Origin of the sequence: Alcanivorax limicola, from assembly GCF_019931215.1 — a bacterium.
In the GTDB taxonomy this organism is placed as follows: domain Bacteria; phylum Pseudomonadota; class Gammaproteobacteria; order Pseudomonadales; family Alcanivoracaceae; genus Isoalcanivorax; species Isoalcanivorax limicola.
The window spans coordinates 1,157,212-1,175,599 of record NZ_JAIOUB010000001.1 but is presented as its reverse complement, the minus strand read 5'-3'; the positions used below and the strand labels follow the sequence as shown (position 1 = coordinate 1,175,599).

At 63.9% G+C, this 18,388-nt stretch carries 17 protein-coding genes; 4 read left to right on the top strand and 13 right to left on the bottom strand.

Going from position 1 to position 18,388, the window contains the following annotated elements; all coding sequences use genetic code 11:
* Window positions 1-10: 10 nt before the first annotated feature.
* On the bottom strand, window positions 11-1,480 hold the full coding sequence (locus K8B33_RS05195) for a hypothetical protein (RefSeq protein ID WP_223424072.1): 1,470 nt from the start codon (window positions 1,478-1,480) through the stop codon (window positions 11-13).
* A 200-nt stretch (window positions 1,481-1,680) separates the two neighbouring features.
* Here K8B33_RS05195 and K8B33_RS05190 point away from each other — a divergent pair, with 200 nt between their 5' ends.
* The 4 genes from K8B33_RS05190 (at window position 1,681) to recJ (ending at window position 7,054) form a co-directional block, all read left to right on the top strand.
* On the top strand, window positions 1,681-2,421 hold the full coding sequence (locus K8B33_RS05190) for a helix-turn-helix transcriptional regulator (protein ID WP_223424069.1): 741 nt from the start codon (window positions 1,681-1,683) through the stop codon (window positions 2,419-2,421).
* Window positions 2,422-2,575: 154 nt separating this feature from the next.
* Window positions 2,576-3,253 carry a response regulator transcription factor gene (locus K8B33_RS05185; protein ID WP_223424067.1) on the top strand — a complete coding sequence of 226 codons (678 nt, stop codon included), beginning with the start codon at window positions 2,576-2,578 and terminating at the stop codon, window positions 3,251-3,253.
* Window positions 3,253-5,244 carry a sensor histidine kinase gene (locus tag K8B33_RS05180; protein WP_223424064.1) on the top strand — a complete coding sequence of 664 codons (1,992 nt, stop codon included), beginning with the start codon at window positions 3,253-3,255 and terminating at the stop codon, window positions 5,242-5,244. Before K8B33_RS05185 ends, K8B33_RS05180 begins: the two co-directional genes overlap by 1 nt.
* Before the next feature lie 91 nt (window positions 5,245-5,335).
* Entirely contained in the window at window positions 5,336-7,054 is a 1,719-nt protein-coding gene (recJ, locus tag K8B33_RS05175; protein ID WP_223424062.1) for a single-stranded-DNA-specific exonuclease RecJ, read from the top strand.
* A gap of 16 nt (window positions 7,055-7,070) precedes the next feature.
* Here recJ and K8B33_RS05170 read toward each other — a convergent pair whose 3' ends face one another.
* The 12 genes from K8B33_RS05170 to K8B33_RS05115 are packed head-to-tail and all read right to left on the bottom strand — an operon-like array spanning window position 7,071 to window position 18,305.
* Window positions 7,071-8,864, bottom strand: coding sequence for a complex I subunit 5 family protein (locus K8B33_RS05170; protein WP_223424060.1), 1,794 nt, complete (start codon window positions 8,862-8,864; stop codon window positions 7,071-7,073).
* Entirely contained in the window at window positions 8,861-10,363 is a 1,503-nt protein-coding gene (locus K8B33_RS05165; RefSeq protein WP_223424057.1) for a complex I subunit 5 family protein, read from the bottom strand. The genes K8B33_RS05170 and K8B33_RS05165 overlap by 4 nt, the downstream gene beginning before the upstream one ends.
* Window positions 10,360-11,886 carry a complex I subunit 5 family protein gene (locus K8B33_RS05160; protein ID WP_223424055.1) on the bottom strand — a complete coding sequence of 509 codons (1,527 nt, stop codon included), beginning with the start codon at window positions 11,884-11,886 and terminating at the stop codon, window positions 10,360-10,362. The genes K8B33_RS05165 and K8B33_RS05160 overlap by 4 nt, the downstream gene beginning before the upstream one ends.
* Window positions 11,883-12,194: a hypothetical protein gene (locus tag K8B33_RS05155; RefSeq protein ID WP_223424053.1), complete on the bottom strand. Its 312-nt coding sequence runs from the start codon at window positions 12,192-12,194 to the stop codon at window positions 11,883-11,885. The genes K8B33_RS05160 and K8B33_RS05155 overlap by 4 nt, the downstream gene beginning before the upstream one ends.
* A complete protein-coding gene (locus K8B33_RS05150; RefSeq protein ID WP_223424051.1) occupies window positions 12,191-12,451 on the bottom strand; it encodes a hypothetical protein in 261 nt (86 codons plus the stop codon). The genes K8B33_RS05155 and K8B33_RS05150 overlap by 4 nt, the downstream gene beginning before the upstream one ends.
* 39 nt (window positions 12,452-12,490) lie before the next feature.
* Entirely contained in the window at window positions 12,491-12,946 is a 456-nt protein-coding gene (gene mnhG, locus K8B33_RS05145) for a monovalent cation/H(+) antiporter subunit G (protein WP_223424049.1), read from the bottom strand.
* Window positions 12,936-13,211 carry a monovalent cation/H+ antiporter complex subunit F gene (locus K8B33_RS05140; RefSeq protein WP_223424047.1) on the bottom strand — a complete coding sequence of 92 codons (276 nt, stop codon included), beginning with the start codon at window positions 13,209-13,211 and terminating at the stop codon, window positions 12,936-12,938. The genes mnhG and K8B33_RS05140 overlap by 11 nt, the downstream gene beginning before the upstream one ends.
* A complete protein-coding gene (locus tag K8B33_RS05135; protein ID WP_223424045.1) occupies window positions 13,208-13,681 on the bottom strand; it encodes a Na+/H+ antiporter subunit E in 474 nt (157 codons plus the stop codon). Before K8B33_RS05135 ends, K8B33_RS05140 begins: the two co-directional genes overlap by 4 nt.
* Window positions 13,678-15,186, bottom strand: a complete 1,509-nt coding sequence (locus K8B33_RS05130; protein WP_223424043.1) for a Na+/H+ antiporter subunit D — start codon at window positions 15,184-15,186, stop codon at window positions 13,678-13,680. Before K8B33_RS05130 ends, K8B33_RS05135 begins: the two co-directional genes overlap by 4 nt.
* Window positions 15,186-15,533: a Na+/H+ antiporter subunit C gene (locus K8B33_RS05125; RefSeq protein WP_223424041.1), complete on the bottom strand. Its 348-nt coding sequence runs from the start codon at window positions 15,531-15,533 to the stop codon at window positions 15,186-15,188. The genes K8B33_RS05130 and K8B33_RS05125 overlap by 1 nt, the downstream gene beginning before the upstream one ends.
* 25 nt (window positions 15,534-15,558) lie before the next feature.
* Window positions 15,559-15,978: a Na+/H+ antiporter subunit B gene (locus K8B33_RS05120; RefSeq protein ID WP_223424506.1), complete on the bottom strand. Its 420-nt coding sequence runs from the start codon at window positions 15,976-15,978 to the stop codon at window positions 15,559-15,561.
* A 5-nt stretch (window positions 15,979-15,983) separates the two neighbouring features.
* Window positions 15,984-18,305 carry a putative monovalent cation/H+ antiporter subunit A gene (locus K8B33_RS05115; RefSeq protein WP_223424039.1) on the bottom strand — a complete coding sequence of 774 codons (2,322 nt, stop codon included), beginning with the start codon at window positions 18,303-18,305 and terminating at the stop codon, window positions 15,984-15,986.
* Window positions 18,306-18,388 lie beyond the last annotated feature (83 nt).

Genomic DNA, 18,388 nt, shown 5'->3' with positions numbered 1-18,388 from the left:
AAAGAGGGTGTTAATCGCATACTGTCGCGCTACCGCCGGGGCAGCGCTCGGCGAATAGCACGCTGCTGGCGCCGCCGGGGCCGCCCAGCCAGGTCACCAGCAGATTGCTGTTGCCGCGTTTGACGAGTGCGGGCTCGCTGGAAACCCGGGCATCCCGCTCTACGCGTTCGGGCGCGTTCCAGCCTGATCCGTCAAGAAAATACGAGGACCACAGGTTCAGTTCGTTGTCGGGCTGGGCGTCTTCGATTTCCTGCCACACCACATAGACTCTTGAGTTCTGAGTGATGGCATCGAAGTCCACACTGCTGGCGGCGCGTTCTGCGTTGTACGCAAAGGTGGGGGCTGCCAGGCTGGGTGAGGCCGCGGCGGTAAAGCGGCGCAGGACCAGCCCTTCGCGTGCATCCAGATCATTGAAATTGATGCGATACCAGATGGCGTTGAACTGGCTGTCCGGTGTGGTCACCAGGCGGGTGCGCACATTGGGCAGGGGGCCGAGGTGGTTGTCTTCCAGGGGGACGATGCTGGACAGGGTGCCATTGTTCAGTCGCACGCGTGCCTTGAGCGTGGTGGTCAGGGTATTCAGTGCGTAGCTGTTGTAGGCGACGGCGGCATCACCGTTGGCCAGCACGGCCAGCGACGGCAGGGTATTGAGGAGGGTGCTTGCCGTGCCGGGGGCGATATCGATGATGCTGGACGTGGCCGGAGTCGTGGCCGCGTTGATACGTGCCAGCTGGATGCTGGAATTGAGCGGGCTCTGGGTGGCGTCGCCGTAGGCGAGCAGCCAGGTATTGTTGCCGGCGTGCGCGAGATCGGCCGGTGTCAGGGTGCGCGTGGCCGCGACGCTGATCAGCTGCAGCGGGGTGGACCAGGTGTTATTGCCCGCGTTGTAGCTGACAAAATGCAGGCTGCGCTCGTCGATGCTGAAGGCCACGGCGATCTGCCCGGCATCGTTGATGGCAATCAGTGGGGCGCTGGCGCTGCCGCTGAGACCTTCCAGGACCACGGGGCCCAGCCAGACGCCAGTGCCGGCATCGAAGCGGTTGGCATAGATGCTCAACTCGCTGTTATGCACGTCGCGCCAGGTGACGGTGACATTGCCCAGGCTGTCGACCACGGCACTGGGGTTGCTGGCGGCATTGGCGCTGCCGCTGACTTTTTCCGTGCTATCGACGGGGGTGTCGCTGTCCAGGCTGACGCGACGGGCGAAAATTTCATTTTCACCGCCGTTGTTCTGAACCCAGAAAAAGGTGGTGGCGTCCGGGCCGATCACGGCGGTGGCATCGCGCTGTGAATTGACCGACGCGCTGATCAGGGCGGCGGGCGTCCAGTTCAGGGTGCCGTCCGGGGGCGGGTTGCCACCGCTACTGCTGCCACCGCCGCCGCAGGCGGTGAGGGCAAGTGCGGCAAAAAGTGTAGCAAGCGCGGCCAGGCCGTTAGGCCAGGCGCCAGAAATAAAGCGAGAACGCAGCAAGTTATTCATGTCAGGTGTCCACAATCCATGAGATGGGGGTGGACGAAGTGTAGGTGGATGCGATGCGCGGCCTTGTCCCGCATTCCCGGGACATCTGCGCGTGAATATGTGTATGGGCGCACAGTCACGGCGGTTTATGTTGCCATCCGCGCCAAAGCCTTTCTTAATACGACTGTGGATTTCCATAGGCCGGTAAAGAAGACATCGTCATGGAACGCATGTTGGAGCGGTTAAACGAGGCATTGCCCGAGTGCGACACCGCAGACGCAGTCTGGGCAGTGGGCATGCGTGTCTTCGCGGCGCTGGGGTTTGATCGGGTACTGTATCTGGACAAGCAGGCAGCCAGCCAGGGAGAGGGCGGCGCGCCCGATGCCGTCACGGTGCTGTCCAGTTTCTCCTTCGCCTGGGTCACGCACTACCAGAACAGCGGTTACGCGTTGGATGATCCCTTCCCCCGTTATTGCGCCACCACCTATCAGCCCCGCCGCACCGGCATCGACCATCTGGCCGAGCATCAGTATCTGGAAGAGCGGGAGCGCCGCATCATCGAAGAGAGCGGGGATGATGGCTTTCGTTCCGGCGTGTCCTGCACAACACGTTTGATGGGGCCCGCTGGTTTCAGTGCCTGGAATCTCGGTTCGACGTTGCCCCGGCAAGACGTCGACAAGCTGCTGTTACGCTACGGTGATCAGCTGCGCCTGTCGGCGTTTTGTGTGCATGATCGCCTGAGCCAGTTTCCGGTCATGGCGGCGCCGTCGCTGAGTGGTCGCGAGCGCCAGTGCCTGGAGCGGTTGTGTGCCGGGCAGCGTGTCAAACAGATCGCCTGGGCGCTGTCGCTGGCAGAAGTGACCGTGGAGCTGCATATCGCCAACGCGCGCCGCAAGCTGGGGGCGCGCACGCGAGAAGAAGCCGTGGCGCGCGCTCTGCGCTGGCGGCTGATCGAGCCCTGAGTTTTGCCACCCTGGCAACTATAGATTTCCACAGGTGCGCCGATTCCCCGTAAAGACTTCAATGTTGTCGTGCGGCATGCCTGAAAAAAGCTGTCCCGCGAATTGGGGACACGGGTGCGTATCCGCGCGCCGTCGTCGCGCCTACCATGCAGGGATGGATATCTCATTGGGCATTATCGTTGTTGAAGACGACCCGCGGATGCGTGAGCGCTTCGAGGCCACCCTGACCTCGCCGGCCGCCCGCAGTGCCGGTGTGACGGTATTGGCCTGGGCGGCCACAGCGGCGGAAGCTTTGCGCCAGCTCGCCCGCCATACGCCGGATGTGGTGCTGGTGGATCTGGGCCTGCCGGATGCCAGCGGTATTACGGTTATTCAGGAGGCACGCCGCCGCCATCCCGCCTGCGACATCATGGTAATCAGTATCTTCGCGGATCAGCGCAACGTGCTCGCCAGTATCGAAGCGGGCGCCACGGGGTATCTGCTCAAGGATGATACGGACGAAGATTACGTCGCACGTATTCTCGAACTCCGGGCAGGGGGTTCACCGATCACGCCGATCATTGCCCGCCAGCTTTTGCTGAAACTGCAACCGACGGTGCCACCGTCAAGCGGTACAGCCGATCCGGCGGCGGCGTCGCTGTTGTCGCCGCGGGAATCGGAAGTGCTCAATCTGCTGGCGCGCGGTTTTGCCTATCAGGAAATCGCTCAGTTGTTGGGCGTGTCGCCGCACACCATCGGTACCTATGTGAAGCGCATCTACGAGAAGCTGCAGGTGCGTTCGCGGGGTGAGGCGATTTACGAGGCCCAGTGCATGGGGCTGCTGGCGCCCTGATGACGGCCTCGGTGCAACGCGCTGAAAGCGCTGAAGCCGTTCTGTCGCCGTGGCGACGTCTCCTGCATGCCGCCGCCTGGAGTCTTACCGGCGTGGCATTGGTGGGTGGTGTCTTCCTCGCTGTGTCACTGCTCTACCCGGTGTTGCTCAGTGAGCCGCCGGAGGACCCCCGCATCACCGCCTACAATGCCGCTGAGTGGCAGATGACCACTGAGCCGGGCGCGCCCGTTGATGCCAGCGCCTGGCAAAAAATAGCCCTGCCCGATTACCAGGCGGCCGAGCGTGTCGAGAGCCCGCGTTTTGGTTTGCAGCCGTTGTCTCGTCCCACCCACTACCACTGGTATCGCTTTACCGTGCAGCGCCCGGAGGGCATGCAGGGCTGGGCCTTGTATATGCCGCGCTTCGAAGACCGGGCGCTGGTGCTGGTCAATGGCGTTGAAGTGCAGCGGACTTTTTTGCCGGACATTATTCAGCATGGCTGGAACGTGCCTTTGTGGGTCGTGACGCCGCCGATGGTGTGGCAAGACGGCGACAATGAAATATTGATCAGGCTGGACTCGCCCTATATCGGCGTGGTGCTGGTCTCTCGCTTGTTTGTCGGGCCGCCGGAATTATTGCAGCCGGTGTATCGGCGCGCCTACGCACTGCGCATCAACACGGCGCAGATCAGTGCCTGGATGCTGGCCGGGCTGGGTGTGTTTGCGCTGGGCATCTGGGCCATGCATCGCACTGACAATGCGCTGCATCTGCTGCTGGGGTTGTGTGCGCTGGCTTTCGCGGCGCGGCAACTGCATTACTTTGTTGACCAGCCGGTTATCTCGCTGGCGTTTCATTGGTGGCTGGCGGTGTGTTCGCTCGCCTGGGCCATTCTGTTTCTGTTTCTGTTTGCCTGCCGCTTCTATGCGTTTCGCTACAACTGGTTCCAGAAGCTGCTGGTGTTCGGCACGGTGCTGGTGTCGTTGCTCATACTGCCTGGCGTCGGCTTCGATGCTTACAGTACCGCCGGGCTGGTTTATACGATGCTGGCGCCGCTGGGCATCGGTATCGGTGTGGTATTGATCCAGCGTGCCTGGCAGCAACCGGGCATCGCGCCGCTGCTGATGGCTATTGGTTTTACCCTGGTCGTGGCACTGGGGGTGTATGACTTTGCCCTGATGATGCGCCTGATCTCCATCGAGATGCCGTATCTGTTGCCCATTGGTGCCGCGTTGTTGTTGCTGTGTTTTTCCATGGCGCTGGCGTCGCGCTATGTGGAATCGCTACGCGAAGTCGAGAGCCTGAACACCTCCCTTGAAGCCCGCGTGCTTGAACGCCAGGCCGCCCTGGAAGAAACCTTTGAGCAACTGCGCAAGCTGAACGAAGAACAAACCCTGGCCGAAGAGCGCCAGCGCTTGATGCGGGAAATTCATGACGGCATTGGCGCCAATCTGGTCGCGACACTGGCTTCCGTCGGGCAGGAAGCCGGTAGTGCCTGGGCAGGCAATGCCCTGCGTCGCGCGATTGCCGATCTGAAGCTGACGATTGATTCACTGGAGCCGGTGGAGGGTGACCTGCTCAGTTTGCTGGGCAATCTGCGCTACCGGCTGGCACCGCAGTTGCGCCAGGCCGGCATTCACATTGACTGGCAGGTGGAGCCGGTGCCGCCGTTGCAATGGTTGCGCGCACCGCAAGCGTTGCATGTGTTGCGCATCCTGCAGGAAGCGTTCAGCAATGTGTTGCAACACGCCGGGGCCACACAGGTCACCGTCACCACCGGGCCGGGGTACGACGAGCGCAGCGGGCAGCCGGGCATCTGGATCAGCATCGAGGACAACGGCACCGGCCTTGTCGTGCCCGCAGGGGATGACGATACCGCGCCGCGCAGCGGCAAGGGGATGGCCAACATGCGCTACCGCGCTGATGCCCTGGGCGGTTACCTGACCGTTGCCCCGGTGACCGGCGGCACCCGGGTGCGGCTCTGGCTGCCCGGTGAACCACTCGCCCCGGCATAACAGGTATACTGCGCGCAATTGTCCCGGGCGCGCTGTCGTATTGCATACAGCGTCATCCGTGCCGCTCCGCTGATGTAAGGGTTCTCGCCGTATGCTGCCTCAGATTCGCCGCCGCACCGTGGCGTCCGTGCCTGACTGGCCGGGTATTCCGCCGCTGCTGGCACGCATTCTTGCTGGCCGGGGTGTCAGCGCGCCCGCGCAGACCGATTTGTCTCTCAAGCAATTACCCCCACCGGACACCTTGCCGGGTATAGCCGATGCGGTGGACTTGCTGTTGGCCCTGCGCGAACGCGCGGGCCGTATCCTGATTGTCGGGGATTACGACGCGGACGGGGCCACGGCGACGTCGCTGATGTTGCGCGGGCTGCCCATGCTGGGCTTCGAGATGCCCGGCTTTCTGGTGCCGGATCGTTTCGTGTTCGGTTATGGCCTGTCGCCCGCCATTGTCGATCTGGCAGTGGCGCAGGGCGCGCCGGATCTGATTATTACCGTGGATAACGGCATTGCCAGTGTCGACGGGGTGGCGGCGGCGCGGGCGGCCGGGATTGCCGTGGTGATTACCGATCATCACTTGCCGGGTGCTGAATTGCCGGCGGCGGATGCCATCGTCAATCCGCGCCTGCAAGCAGATGGCGCGGGCCACAATCTGGCTGGCGTGGGCGTGGCGTTTTATCTGCTGCTGGCCCTGCGCGCCGCCTTGCGAGACAAAGGTGATGAAGCTGGCAAGGCGCCGCTGGCGGACCTGCTGGATCTGGTGGCGTTGGGCACGGTGGCCGACGTGGTGCCGCTGGACCAGGTCAATCGCGCGCTGGTGGAGCAGGGCTTGCGACGCATTCGTGCCGGGCAGTGTGTGCCGGGCATTACCGCATTGCTGGAAGTCGGGCGGCGTGATCCGGCACGCGCCGTGGCGGCGGATCTGGGCTTTGCCGTGGGGCCGCGATTGAATGCGGCGGGGCGTCTGGACGATATGGCGCTGGGCATCAATTGCCTGCTGTGCGACGACGCCGAGCGGGCCCTGACCCTGGCCACCGAACTGGACACCATCAATCGTGAACGCCGTGGCATCGAACAGGGCATGCGGGATGCGGCCATGGCCTATGTGCATGCCCTGCGCGAGCGCAGCAGCATCTTGCCGAAGGCCTTGTGCCTGCATGACGCGCTCTGGCACGAAGGGGTGGTGGGTATTCTCGCGTCGCGGGTCAAGGAGGCCACCCATCGCCCGGTGGTGGCCTTTGCCCCGGCCCAGGAGGCCGGGTTGCTGAAAGGCTCCGGCCGTTCGATTCCCGGTTTGCATCTGCGTGATGTGCTGGATCGAGTGGCCACGGCCAATCCGGGATTGCTGCATCGCTTTGGCGGCCATGCGATGGCGGCGGGCATGACGCTGGCGACGGAACGCCTGGATGATTTCACCCGCGCCTTCGCGCAGGCGGTGGACGAGATGGCGGAGCCGGGGCTGTTCGACGAAGTGCTGGAAACCGACGGCGCGCTGGCGGACGACGAGTTGCATATTCGCCATGCGGAGCTGCTCAGCCATGCGTTCCCCTGGGGGCAGGGCTTCCCGGCGCCGAGTTTTGATGGCGAGTTCGAGGTGATCGAGCACCGCATTGTTGGCGAGCGGCATCTGAAGCTGACGTTGGGGTTGCCGGCGACGGGCGGCATTATCGACGGGATTCATTTCAATGTGGATCTGGCGACGCTGCCAAAACCGTTGCGGCGCGTGCGCGGTGTCTACCGCCTGGAAGTGAATGTCTGGCAGGGCCGCCGTAGCCCGCAATTGATCTTCCAGCATCTGGAAGGGCTGGCCCGCTGATACGAAGGGTGGGCGTTCAGGTCAGCCCGGCAAGCAGGGCGATGCCAACCGCCAGCACCACGAACAGCGCCCCGGTCTGCCCGACAATACGCTGATCCAGGCGTGCGACCCACGCGCCGATGCGGGCCAGCCAGCGACCTTCCCACTGCACCACATCTTCCCAGCGCCATGCGGGTCGTCGTTGCCAGCGGCGCATCAGCCATGCCGCCGCGCGTTCCGCCGGGACTATCAGATCGCCGGCCGGGATGGCCGGGGATGACAGCCGTCCCCGTGCCGCAAGACCGAGGGCGACGCCGCCCAGCACCAGCCCTGCCGCCACTGGCCAGAGCAGTTGCACCGCATTGGCGGCGCCGGGCCAGCGTTGCCCCGCCACGTCGGCGGTCAGCCATGGCAAGCCGATGAGGCTGGCGAGTATGGCCAGCATGGTGAGCACGGTAAGCGACACAGCTGGCGGGGGGCTGTCAGTCTGCTGCGCTGTCTGCCGCAGGCAATACATGAAACGCACCATCAACAGGGTTGTGCCGATGGCGGCCACGCCGAGGAGCAGGATCAGCCCCGGATAGCTGGCGTCATACAGGGCGCCTTTCATGGCCACCTTGGCGGCGGCGCCCGTGGTCAACGGCAGCCCCGCCAGGCTCAGGGCGGGCAGCCACAGCCACAGGCGCGCGCGGCCCTGCAAGCCGCTGACGCCGAGGAACAGGGCGCCTTTGGCGAGGCCATGATGCAGGGTATAGAGCAGCACCACTGGTGCCAGCGCCGGCCACAGTGCCGGTTGCATCAGCCCGGCGGCGAGCATGCTGGTGATGATGCCCATCTGGCTGATGCTGGAGTAGGCCAGCACCGCTTTCGGCTCGCGCTGGGTGATGCCGATCAGGGCGCCGCCAATGGCGGCCACCAGCGCGCCGGTCATGGCCAGTTCGGCCCAGGGCAGGGCCGTGATGCCCAGCGGCAGTACCAGCACCCAGCCCAGCAGCCCGGCCTTGATCATGGCGCCACTGAGCACGGCGCTGGCGGGGGTGGGCGCCACCGGGTGAGCCAGCGGCAGCCACATGTGCAGCAACGCCAGCCCGGCCTTGATGCCGAAGCCGGCCCACAGCAGTGCGGCAATACCATCGCCCCAGGCGTGATCGGCAATGGCCGGTGGCAGCGCCTGCAACGCGGGCGAGGTGGCGGCGCTGGCGGCCAGCACCAACCCGCTGAGAATCAGCATTTCGCCGGGCACCGCCATGATCAGGTAGAGGCGCCCGGCGCGGCGCGCCCGGTCGCTGCCGCTGTGCACCACCAGGCCGTAACCGGCGAAGGTCATCAGGGCAAAGAAACTGTAGAAGCCGGCGATATCCCGGCACAGGATCAAGCCCAGATTGCCGGTCAGGGCCAGCAGCCAGCACAGCCAGAAGCCGGTGTTGGGCTGTGCGGGGGCAGCGCGTGTCGCGCTGTAGCGGCTGGCGTAGAGCCCACTGATCAGCCACAACAGGGCGGTCATGCCCAGTAGCCCCCGGCTGAGATCATCCAGCACCCAGAGATTGCCCAGCAGCACCGGCTCGACCACCAGATGGGGCTCACTGTGAGCGAAAAAGGCGATCAGCAGCGCGGGCAAGGGCGCCAGGGCGGTCAACCAGATCAGCACGGCGGAAGGCGTGCCGTCGGGTTTGCGTTGGGCTGATTCGCCATGCGTCGCCGTGCTGTTGCGGTAGCTGTTACGGTAGCCCTGTATGCACCACAGGCCGGCCAGCAGCAGCGGCGTTAGCGGTGCCAGGATCAGTAACCAGCCTGCGTTCATAGCCAGTACGTTCATAGCCAGCCCGTTCATAACAAGTACTCCCGCGCTGCGACCAACTGGGCCCAGGACAGCGGGCTGAACGGCATACCGGCGAGCACCCCGGCGCCGATGATGGTCAGCGCGGTGGCCACCGTGGGCCACAGCAACCAGCCACTGGTTTCAAAGCGCTGGCTGAGTTGTTGTTCTTTTGGCCAGCCCTCGGCACGCCGGGGCCGGAACCACAGGCGGTGAACAATGGGCAAAAAGTAGGCCGCATTGAGCAGGCTGCTGGCCACCAGCACCCACAGCGCCCAGGTCATACCGGCATTGACCGCACCGACGCCGAGAAACCATTTACTGATAAAACCGGCCAGTGGCGGCGCGCCGATCATGCCGAAGGCGCCCAGCGTAAAGGCGGCGCTGGTCAGCGGCATGCGCTTGCCAGCGCCATCCAGATCCTTGATGTCATGGATGCCCAGCGTCTCGGCATAATTGCCGGCACAGAAAAACAGGGTGATCTTCATGAAGCCCTGATGCAGCAGATGGACCAGCGCACCAATGGTGCCGATGGGCCCGAACAGGCTGATGCCCAGCACGATGTAGGACACCTGGCTGATGGTGGAATAGGCCAGCCGTTTTTTCAGTTCGCTCTGCGCCAGCGCACGCATCGACGCATAAAGAATGGTGATGGCAGCCATCATGCCCAGTGGCCAGAGCAGGTTCAGGCTGGCGGCGAACTCGATGCCATACAGGTCATACACCACGCGAATGATGCCGAAGGCCCCTGCCTTGACCACCGCCACGGCATGCAGCAGTGCGCTCACCGGTGCCGGTGCCACCATAGCGAGGGGGAGCCAGCCATGCAGCGGCACCATGGCAGCCTTGACCGCCAGGCCCACGATCAGCACGGCAAAGATCAGCGAAAACTGGCCGTGCAGCGCCAGCGGCATATCGCGCAGCACGCCCCCCTCGCGGAAGTCCACATCGCCCACCAGCCCGTGCAGCCACAGCACACCGCCGAGCAACACGGCACCGCCGGTCAGGGTATACATCAGATAGGTGCGCCCGGCGGCGAGGGCTTTCTCGGTGCCGCGATGCACCACCAGTGGCCAGGTGGAGAGCGTCAGCAATTCATAGAACAGCAAGAACGTGAACAGGTTGCCGGCCAGGGCAATGCCCATGGTGCTGGTGACGCAAAGGCTGAAAAAGCCGAAGAAGCGGCTGCGGTTGGGCGAATTTTCCAGATAACCGATGGCGTACAACGTGGTGAACAACCACAGCACCGATGACAGCCCGGCGAAGAACATGGCCATGCCGTCCGCGCGCAACACGAAATCGACGCCGGGCAGTAGCGTATAACGCGCCTCGAACGTCATACCCTCTTCAACGCCGATGACCATGACCCCCACCAGCAGGATCTTGATCACGGCGCCGACCAGGTTGAGCAGGCCGCGCGTGATATGGCGATTTTCCGGCAGGCAGAAGATCACCAGCGCCGTGACCAGCGAACTGAGCAATACCAGTACCGGCATCCAGCTGGTCCAGCTCATGGCGCAATCCCCCCGCCGGGCAAGGTGATCAGCGACAGCAGGGGAATTGCCATCAGGCCCAGCAGCAATGTCATCAGCGCGAGCAGGAAGGCGGTCATCTTTTCCACCCGCGATGGATGCTGGAACACATCCTGCTCCGGCCCCTCACGAAATGCCTGGCGCAGCAGGCGCAGGATATAGGTGGCACTGAGCAGGCCGCCGGCCAGCAACACCACCAGCCAGATCACCTGGCCACTGCCGATGGCGCCAGACGCCAACAGCCACTTGGCCACGAACCCGGCACTGGGCGGCATGCCCATCAGGCTGACGCCGGCCAGGCCGAGGGTGAGCAATGTCAGTGGCAGGTGGCGGCCGGTGCCGGTGAGCTGATCAATACGGTCGCTGCCGGTGGCGGTGACCAGATGTCCGGCGGTCATGAACAGCGCCGCCTTGGCGAGGCCGTGGGCGACCATCTGGTAAAGGATGCCTTGCAGCACCAGTTGTTGCAGCGCGGCGTCGCCCTGCAGCAGCAGGGGAAAGCCCACCAGCAGGTAGCCGGTCTGGGCAATGGTGGACCAGGCGATCAGCAGCTTCAGGCGGGTCTGTTGCAACGCCATGATGCTGCCCCAGAGGATGGCCACCGCCCCCAGAGCGCCGACCAGCAGGGGCAGGGCGGTGTCGGCGAACGCCGGCCCGAAAGCCAGCCAGTGGCGCAGCATCACGAAGACCGATGCCTTGATCACCAGCGCGGCGTGCAGGACGCTGACCGGCAGCAGTGCGCTGGCATGGGCCGCAGGCAGCCAGCCGTGCAGGGGGAAGACGGCGGCCTTCAATGCCAGCCCGGCGAGCATCAGCCCGAAGCCGGCGGCGGTGGCGCCGTTGGCGCTGACCTGCCCGGCCAGCGTGGCCAGCTCGAGTGTGCCGTAGTGCCCGAACAACAGCCCGGCGCCCACCAGATAGGCCAGCGAGCCGAGCAGGGTGGCGAACAGATAGCGCAGCGCAGCGTCCACGGCGCCGGGTGTGTTGTTCAGGCCGATCATGGCGACGGCGAGCAGGCCCAGCGCCTCGACACCGATATACAGCGTCAGCAAGTCGGCGCCGAGCCAGATCAGATTCAGTGTGGCCATCAGCAGCCAGGCCAGGGGCCAGAAGGCGGCGGGCGCCGACGGCCGGGACGCGGCGTCGGGGCGCAGGCCCGTGTGTACCAGGGTGGCGGTGCCGATCCAGGTGGTCAGCAGGGCCATGATCAGTGCCGGGCCGTCAGTCAGCAGGGTCCAGACCAGCGTGGGCCCCACGAGGGGGGCAAACGTGATCCGGGTGGTGGTCTCATTGACACCGCCCTCCACACCGCCGAGCCAGAGCCATAACGTCAGGGCATTCCAGCACAGGAGCAGCAGGCCCTGGCCCCAGGGCAGCAGGGCGGGGAAGTGTGTACGGGAGCGGTTCAGCCCTGTGCTGACCAGGGCAGCCAGCAGTGGCAGCAGAATCAGCCAGACATGGGGCCAGATATACGGAGTGTGGAGGGCCGCGGACACGCCGGTCATGATCCCGGATCTGCGTCGGTGTGTGCGGCACGGTGCAGCGCAAGTTGCCGGGCGCGGCGCAGCAGCCACAGGGCCAGTAGCGTGGCCGCCAGACCCACCAGCATGCCGGTAAAGACCAGCAGGGCAGGCACGATACTTTTATCGCCACTTGCATCAGCACCCGCGAGCGCAAGCACCAGCAGCAAGGCGCCACTGCCAGTGATGTGGAAAGCCAGTAAGCGGCGCAGCAGATCGGGGGTAAGCAGAAAACCGGTCAGGCCGATCAGCACCAGGCCGCTGCCGGCGACCAGCCATACTGACGACATCATGAGGCAGGGCCCGCCGCGTCAGTGCGCTGCCGGTTCAGCCAGCGCGTGCTGCGGTGGCACAGCAGGCCGATCAGGCCGGTGCCGATGATCAACTCGGCGAGGCCCAGCAAACCCAGGCCCATATGCCACCAGCTCAATGCCAGCAGCGCGAAAAAAACCTGCAACAGCGTAATCGCGCTGCCGATGCGCGGATGCAGCAGGCAACCGGCTGCGCTCAGCCAGAGCAGGACTGCCAACAACCAGGCCAATGCTGTCATGGAGCCCTCCCGGGTGTCAGACGCTGGCCAATGCCCATTTCAGGGCTCTTTTTTGTCCGTGTCCGTGTTAGCGGCAGGCGCTTCGCTTGTCTCCGCCGTGGCTTTCGGCTTGTAGCGCGGGGGCGAATCCAGCGTGTGATTGTCGCGATCATACTTGCCCTTGAGTTCGTCACGCACGATCCGTGACCACATCGGCGTGCCGGTGAAATAACCGGCGCGGGCGATGACGTGGGCGGCCACGGGTGAGGTCAGCATAACGAACAAGGTAATGGCGACTGCGCGGGTGGTCACGCCCGCCTCGCCGAAATGCAGGGCGACCGCGACCATGATGACACCGGAGCCCAGCGCACCGGCCTTGGTGGTGGCATGCATGCGCATCAGCAAATCGGGCATGCGCAGGGCGCCCAGCCCGGCCAGCAGCATGAACAGCGCGCCCACCAGCATGAAAAACGCAGTGGCCAGCTCCAGACCGAAAGTGACGTAATCAGTCGTCATCGTGCAGGCCCCCTTTTTCCAGGTAGCGAGCGAAGCCGACGGCGGCCAGGAAGGCGGTCAGTGCCAGCACCAGGGCCACATCCAGGAAGGCGCTGTGGCCGGACTTGATCGAATAGAGGCCGATAAAGGCCACGCTCAACAGGGCCATCAATTCCAGCATCACGACCCGGTCCGGCAGTGTCGGGCCGAGCACCAGCCGGATGAAGGTCACTATCAGTGCGATGCACATGATCACGAAACTGATCCACAGGACGACATCAATCATCGCAGTAACTCCAGCAGCCGTGACTCGAAATACTTGATCTGCGCCCGCGCCTGCTCGGGATCATCCAGATACATCATGTGCACGTACAGCACCCGCCGGTCGGTGGACACGTCCAGGCTCAGGCTGCCCGGCGTCAGGGAAATCAGGTTGGCCAGCAGCGTGATTTCACCATCGGTGCTGGCATCCAGCGGCACGGCAATCACGCCGGGGCGCATATAGTCTGTAGGGGTCAGCACATCGTAGGCGACGCGCAGATTCGACACCACCAGTTCGCGCAGGAAGAAAAATACAAAGCGCACGACTCTGGGCACCTTGCGGATATAGCCGGAAAAACGCGGCACATCGCGCAGTGTGACACCCAGCAGCAGATAACCCAGCAAAAAACCGACAGCCATGCCCGAGCCGGTGAAGTTGCCGGTCATGCCAACCCAGATCAGCGCCAGCATGATGTTCCAGGTCAGGCCGTTCATGGTGTCACCCCCAGCACCGCCTCGATATAGCCCGCGGGGTCAAGCAACTGCTCGGCGGCCATTTGCGCGATCAGGAACAACGGCTCCATGGCCAGGCCCATGGCGATGGTCAGCAGCGCCAGACCAATCACCGTGGCATACATGATGCGCGTGCCGCCATGGTATTTGCGCGGCGGTTTGATATGGCAGACTTCCTGTTCTTTCCAGAAGACCTCGGCCCAGATCTTGACCATGGAATACAGGGTCATGAAGCCGACCGCCAGCGCGGTGGCCACCAGCCACCAGGCGTGGGCCTCGACGCCCGCGCGGATGACCAGAAACTTGGCGAAGAACCCGGACAGTGGCGGCAGGCCCGCCAGCGAGAAGGCGCAGATCAGGAACATCAGCGCCAGCATCGGGTATTGCCGATAGACGCCGCCCAGCTCTTTCAGCTCATAGCTGCCCTTGAAGCGATAGACCAGCCCGCTGATCAAAAACAGCCCGGACTTGGCTACGATGTTGTGGGCGATAAAGTAGATGCCCCCGGCGATGGCCAGCGGCGAATACAGCGCCAGCCCCATCAGCATATAGCCGATCTGGCTGACGATATGGAAGGACAGGATACGCCGGAACTCGAACTGGGCCGCTGCGCCGAGCACCCCGGTGACCATGGTCAGCCCGGCAATCCAGATCAGCAGTGACTGGGCAAACGTGTCCTCGAACGGGAAGATCACAGTGAACACCCGGAACAGGGCATAGACCCCGACCTTGGTCAGCAAGCCGGCAAACAACGCGGACACCGCGACCCGGGGCGTGTGATAGGACGCCGGTAGCCAGAAGAACAGGGGGAACGCCGCTGCCTTGATGCCGAACGCCACCAGGAACAGCATGGCGACCACGCTGATCATGGCATCGTCTTCCAGCTGACCGATCTTGTAGCCCAGGTCCGCCATGTTCAGCGTGCCGGTGAGGCCGTAGAGCAGGCCGATGGCCGACAGCAGAATGGCCGAGGAGACCAGGTTCAGGGCCACGTATTTGATCGCACCTTCCATCTGCGCCCGTTCGCCGCCCAGGATCAGCAGGGCGAAGGAGGCCACCAGCATGACCTCGAACCAGACGTAGAGGTTGAACATGTCGCCCGTCAGGAAGGCGCCGTTGACGCCCGCCAGCAGCAAGTGCATCAACGGGTAAAAGCCGAAGTGCTCATGCCGTTTGCTGACTGAGCCCAGCGCATAAAACGCGGTGGTGACGGCGCTGATGCCGGTCATGAACACCATGGACGCGGCGAGCATGTCGGAGACCAGCACAATCCCGAACGGCGCCTGCCAGCCGCCCATGTGCATGACGATGATGCCGTGCTGCCAGACTTCCGCCACCAGCATGCCGGAGAGCACCAGCAACGCCGTAGTGCCGAGCACGCCGATGATCCGCTGGGCCTTGCGCGAGCGCCAGTAGATCAGTGACAGCGCGCCACTGAGCAGGGGAATGATGATTGGCAGCGCCAGCAATGCAGTGGTGTGGCCCATCAGGTATCTGTGTCCTTCATCTGGTCCATGTCGTCCGCCTTCACGACTTCATAGGCGCGGTGGATCAGTACTACGGCAAAGGCCAGTACCCCGAAGCCGATCACGATGGCCGTCAGGATCAATGCCTGGGCCAGCGGGTCGGCGACAACGCCGTCCGGTTGCAGCGCGCCGAGGGGAATCAGCGGCGGCGCTTCACGGGTCATGCCGGCAGAGGTAAAGATCAACAGGTTGGCGGCATTGGACAGCAGCACCAGGCCGATCACCAGCTTGACGATGGAGCGGCGCATGATCATGTAGATGGCGGCGGCGTACAGTCCGCCCACCAGAAATGCCATCAGTGTTCCCATGGATGCCTCCCGGTTGTGGCCACATTCATTCTTCGGCCTCCGCCAGTGACAGCACGATGGCGAGCACAGACCCCACCACCACCGCATAGACCCCGATATCGAACAGCAGCGGGGTGCCGACCTTGGTCTCGCCAAGCAGCGGCAACGTCATTTCGACCCATTGGGAGGTGAAGAACGGATCGCCCATGAATACCGCAGGGATACCGGACAGGGTGGCCAGGGTCAGGCCCCAGCCGAGCAGATCCCGCGGGTCGATATGCAGCAGCCGACGGGTGGCGGCAATATCGGTAAAAAACAGGTGCAGACACACGGCGGCCGAGGCGACCAGGCCAGCAATAAAACCGCCGCCGGGCTCGTCGTGGCCGCGCAGCAGCAGGAATACCGAAAAGATCAGCAGCAGCGGCAGCAGGAAATAACCGGTGGTGCGCAGCACCAGTGACATCATGTTGTTCACAGGTCTTTGTCCTCCGCACGGAACCGGATCATGGCCAGCACGCCGGTGGCGGCCAGCGCCAGTACAAAGATCTCACCCAGGGTATCCAGGGTGCGGAAGTCCACCAGAATCACGTTGACGATATTGCGGCCGTAGGCGGAAGGCGCGCTCTCGGCAATGAAGTAGCTGGAGATACTGTCGAAATACTGGGTGCCGTTCACGCTCAGCAGCAACAGCGTCATGGTGGCACCGACGATGACCGCCAGCCCGGCGTCACGCAGGCGCAGGTGGGTGGGCGACAGCTTGATGAAGCCCGGCAGACGGAACAGCACCAGCACCAGCAGAATCACGGTGAGGGTTTCCACCAGTACCTGGGTAATGGAGAGATCCGGTGCGCTGAACAGCAGATACAGCAGCGCCACGGTAAAGCCGATGGCACCGAGGGCGGCCACCGCGCTCAGTCTTGAAGAGGTAATGGCCGCCATCAAGACCGCCGCGCCAAGCACCCCGGCAACCACGACCTCATAGAAGCGCAGGTCGCTGACATCGATCAGCAGGTTGATGCTGTCGCGGTAGGTCCACATCTGGCTGAGCACCAGCGCCACCATGCTGCCCAGCACGATCATCAGGTAGTAACGCAGATAACCGGTCTGCAGCATGCGCGTCTGCCAGGCGGAAACATGGGTAATGGCGACCATGGCGCGCTCATACCACTGTTCCGGGCCGACTTTGGCCAGCAGATCGGTGAAGCGGGTGGCACGGCGGAAGCCCCGCCACACCGCAAACAGCAACAGGCCGGCAACCAGGCTGACGGCGCTGATCAGCAGCGGCAGGTTAAAGCCATGCCAGAGTGAAAGGTTTTTTTCGACCGGCGCGCCGTGGACGGCGGTGATGGCGGAGCCGAGCAGCCACTGTTGTACCAGCGGCGCGGACAACCCCAGCACCAGACTCAAGCTGGCCAGCACCACTGGCCCGGCCAGCATGGCAGGGGGGGCTTCGTGGGGCGTCACCTTGGTCTCGGCCAGGCGGCCATACCAGGGCCGGATGCCGACGATGGCGGCGACGGTGACGCCGAGAATGGCGGAGGCGACGGCCAGCGTGGACAGCACGGCGCTGAACAGGGGCGCGTCCAGTACCGCTTCCAGCATCAGTTCCTTGGCGACAAAGCCGAACAGCGGAATGATGCCGCCCAGCGACAGTGCGGCGACGCCGGCAAACAGCGCTGTTACCGGCATGGCGCTGCGGAAGCCGCCGGTATGCATAAAATCCTTGCTGCCGGTGCTGTGGCCGATGATCCCGGCGACCAGGAACAGCGCGCCTTTATACAGGGAGTGCGCCAGCAGGAAGGCCATGGCGGCGGTGATGGCTGTAGGCGTGCCGATGCCGATCAGCATGGTCAACGTGCCCAGCGCCATGACGGTGGAGTAGGCCAGCACTTTCTTGATGCCGGTGCTGCGCACGGCCAGAAATACACCGATGAACATGGTGAAGGCGCCCACCAGGCCGAGAATCATCGTCCACAGTTCCGTGCCGCCGAGCCCGGGGTTCAAGCGGGCCAGCAGGTAAACGCCGGCCTTGACCATGGTGGCCGAGTGCAGGTACGCCGAGACCGGGGTTGGCGCCGCCATGGCATTGGGCAACCAGAAGTGAAACGGGAACTGGGCGGATTTCGAGAAGGCGCCGATCACGATCAGGATCAGCATGGGCGCATACAGCGCATGATCGTGCAGCAGCTCGCGCTGGCTCAGCAACTCGGACAATTCATAGCTGCCCCCGGCCATGCCGAGCATGACGAAACCGGCCAGCAAGGCCAGCCCGCCGCCCATGGTGACGAACAACCCCTGGCGGGCGGACAGCCGCGACGGCTTGTCCTCGTGGCTGAAGCCCACCAGCAGGTAGGAGGTGATGCTGGTCAGCTCCCAGAACACGAACAGGCTGATCAGGTTATCCGAGAGCACCAGGCCCAGCATGGAGGCCATGAAGCTCAGCAGCAGCACGTATAACCGCGCCTGATCCTTGTGGCCTTCCAGATAGCGCCCGGCGTAGGCAATGATGAAGAAGCCGATGCCCGAGATCAGCAGGGCAAACAGGAGGGACAGCCCATCAAGCCGGAACGACAGGCTGATGCCCAGGCTGGGAATCCAGGTCCAGCTGTTGAGGATCACCTCGCCATTGAGCCCGACACTGCGCAGGTGGCTGGCGAACCACAGGAACAGCACCGCCGGCAACATGGCCAGGACCCAGCCCGCCCCGTAGTAGGACTTTGCCAGCGGTCGCGCACCGTGCACGACGGGGGCGATGCAGGCGAACAGGAAACCCGATAAAACGGCAAGCAGCATAGGATCAGATTCCGAGCATCAGCAACAGGCTGACAGTCTCACTCCTTGATTGGCATCGTTGACCGGGGCTCGCCACGCGGCAT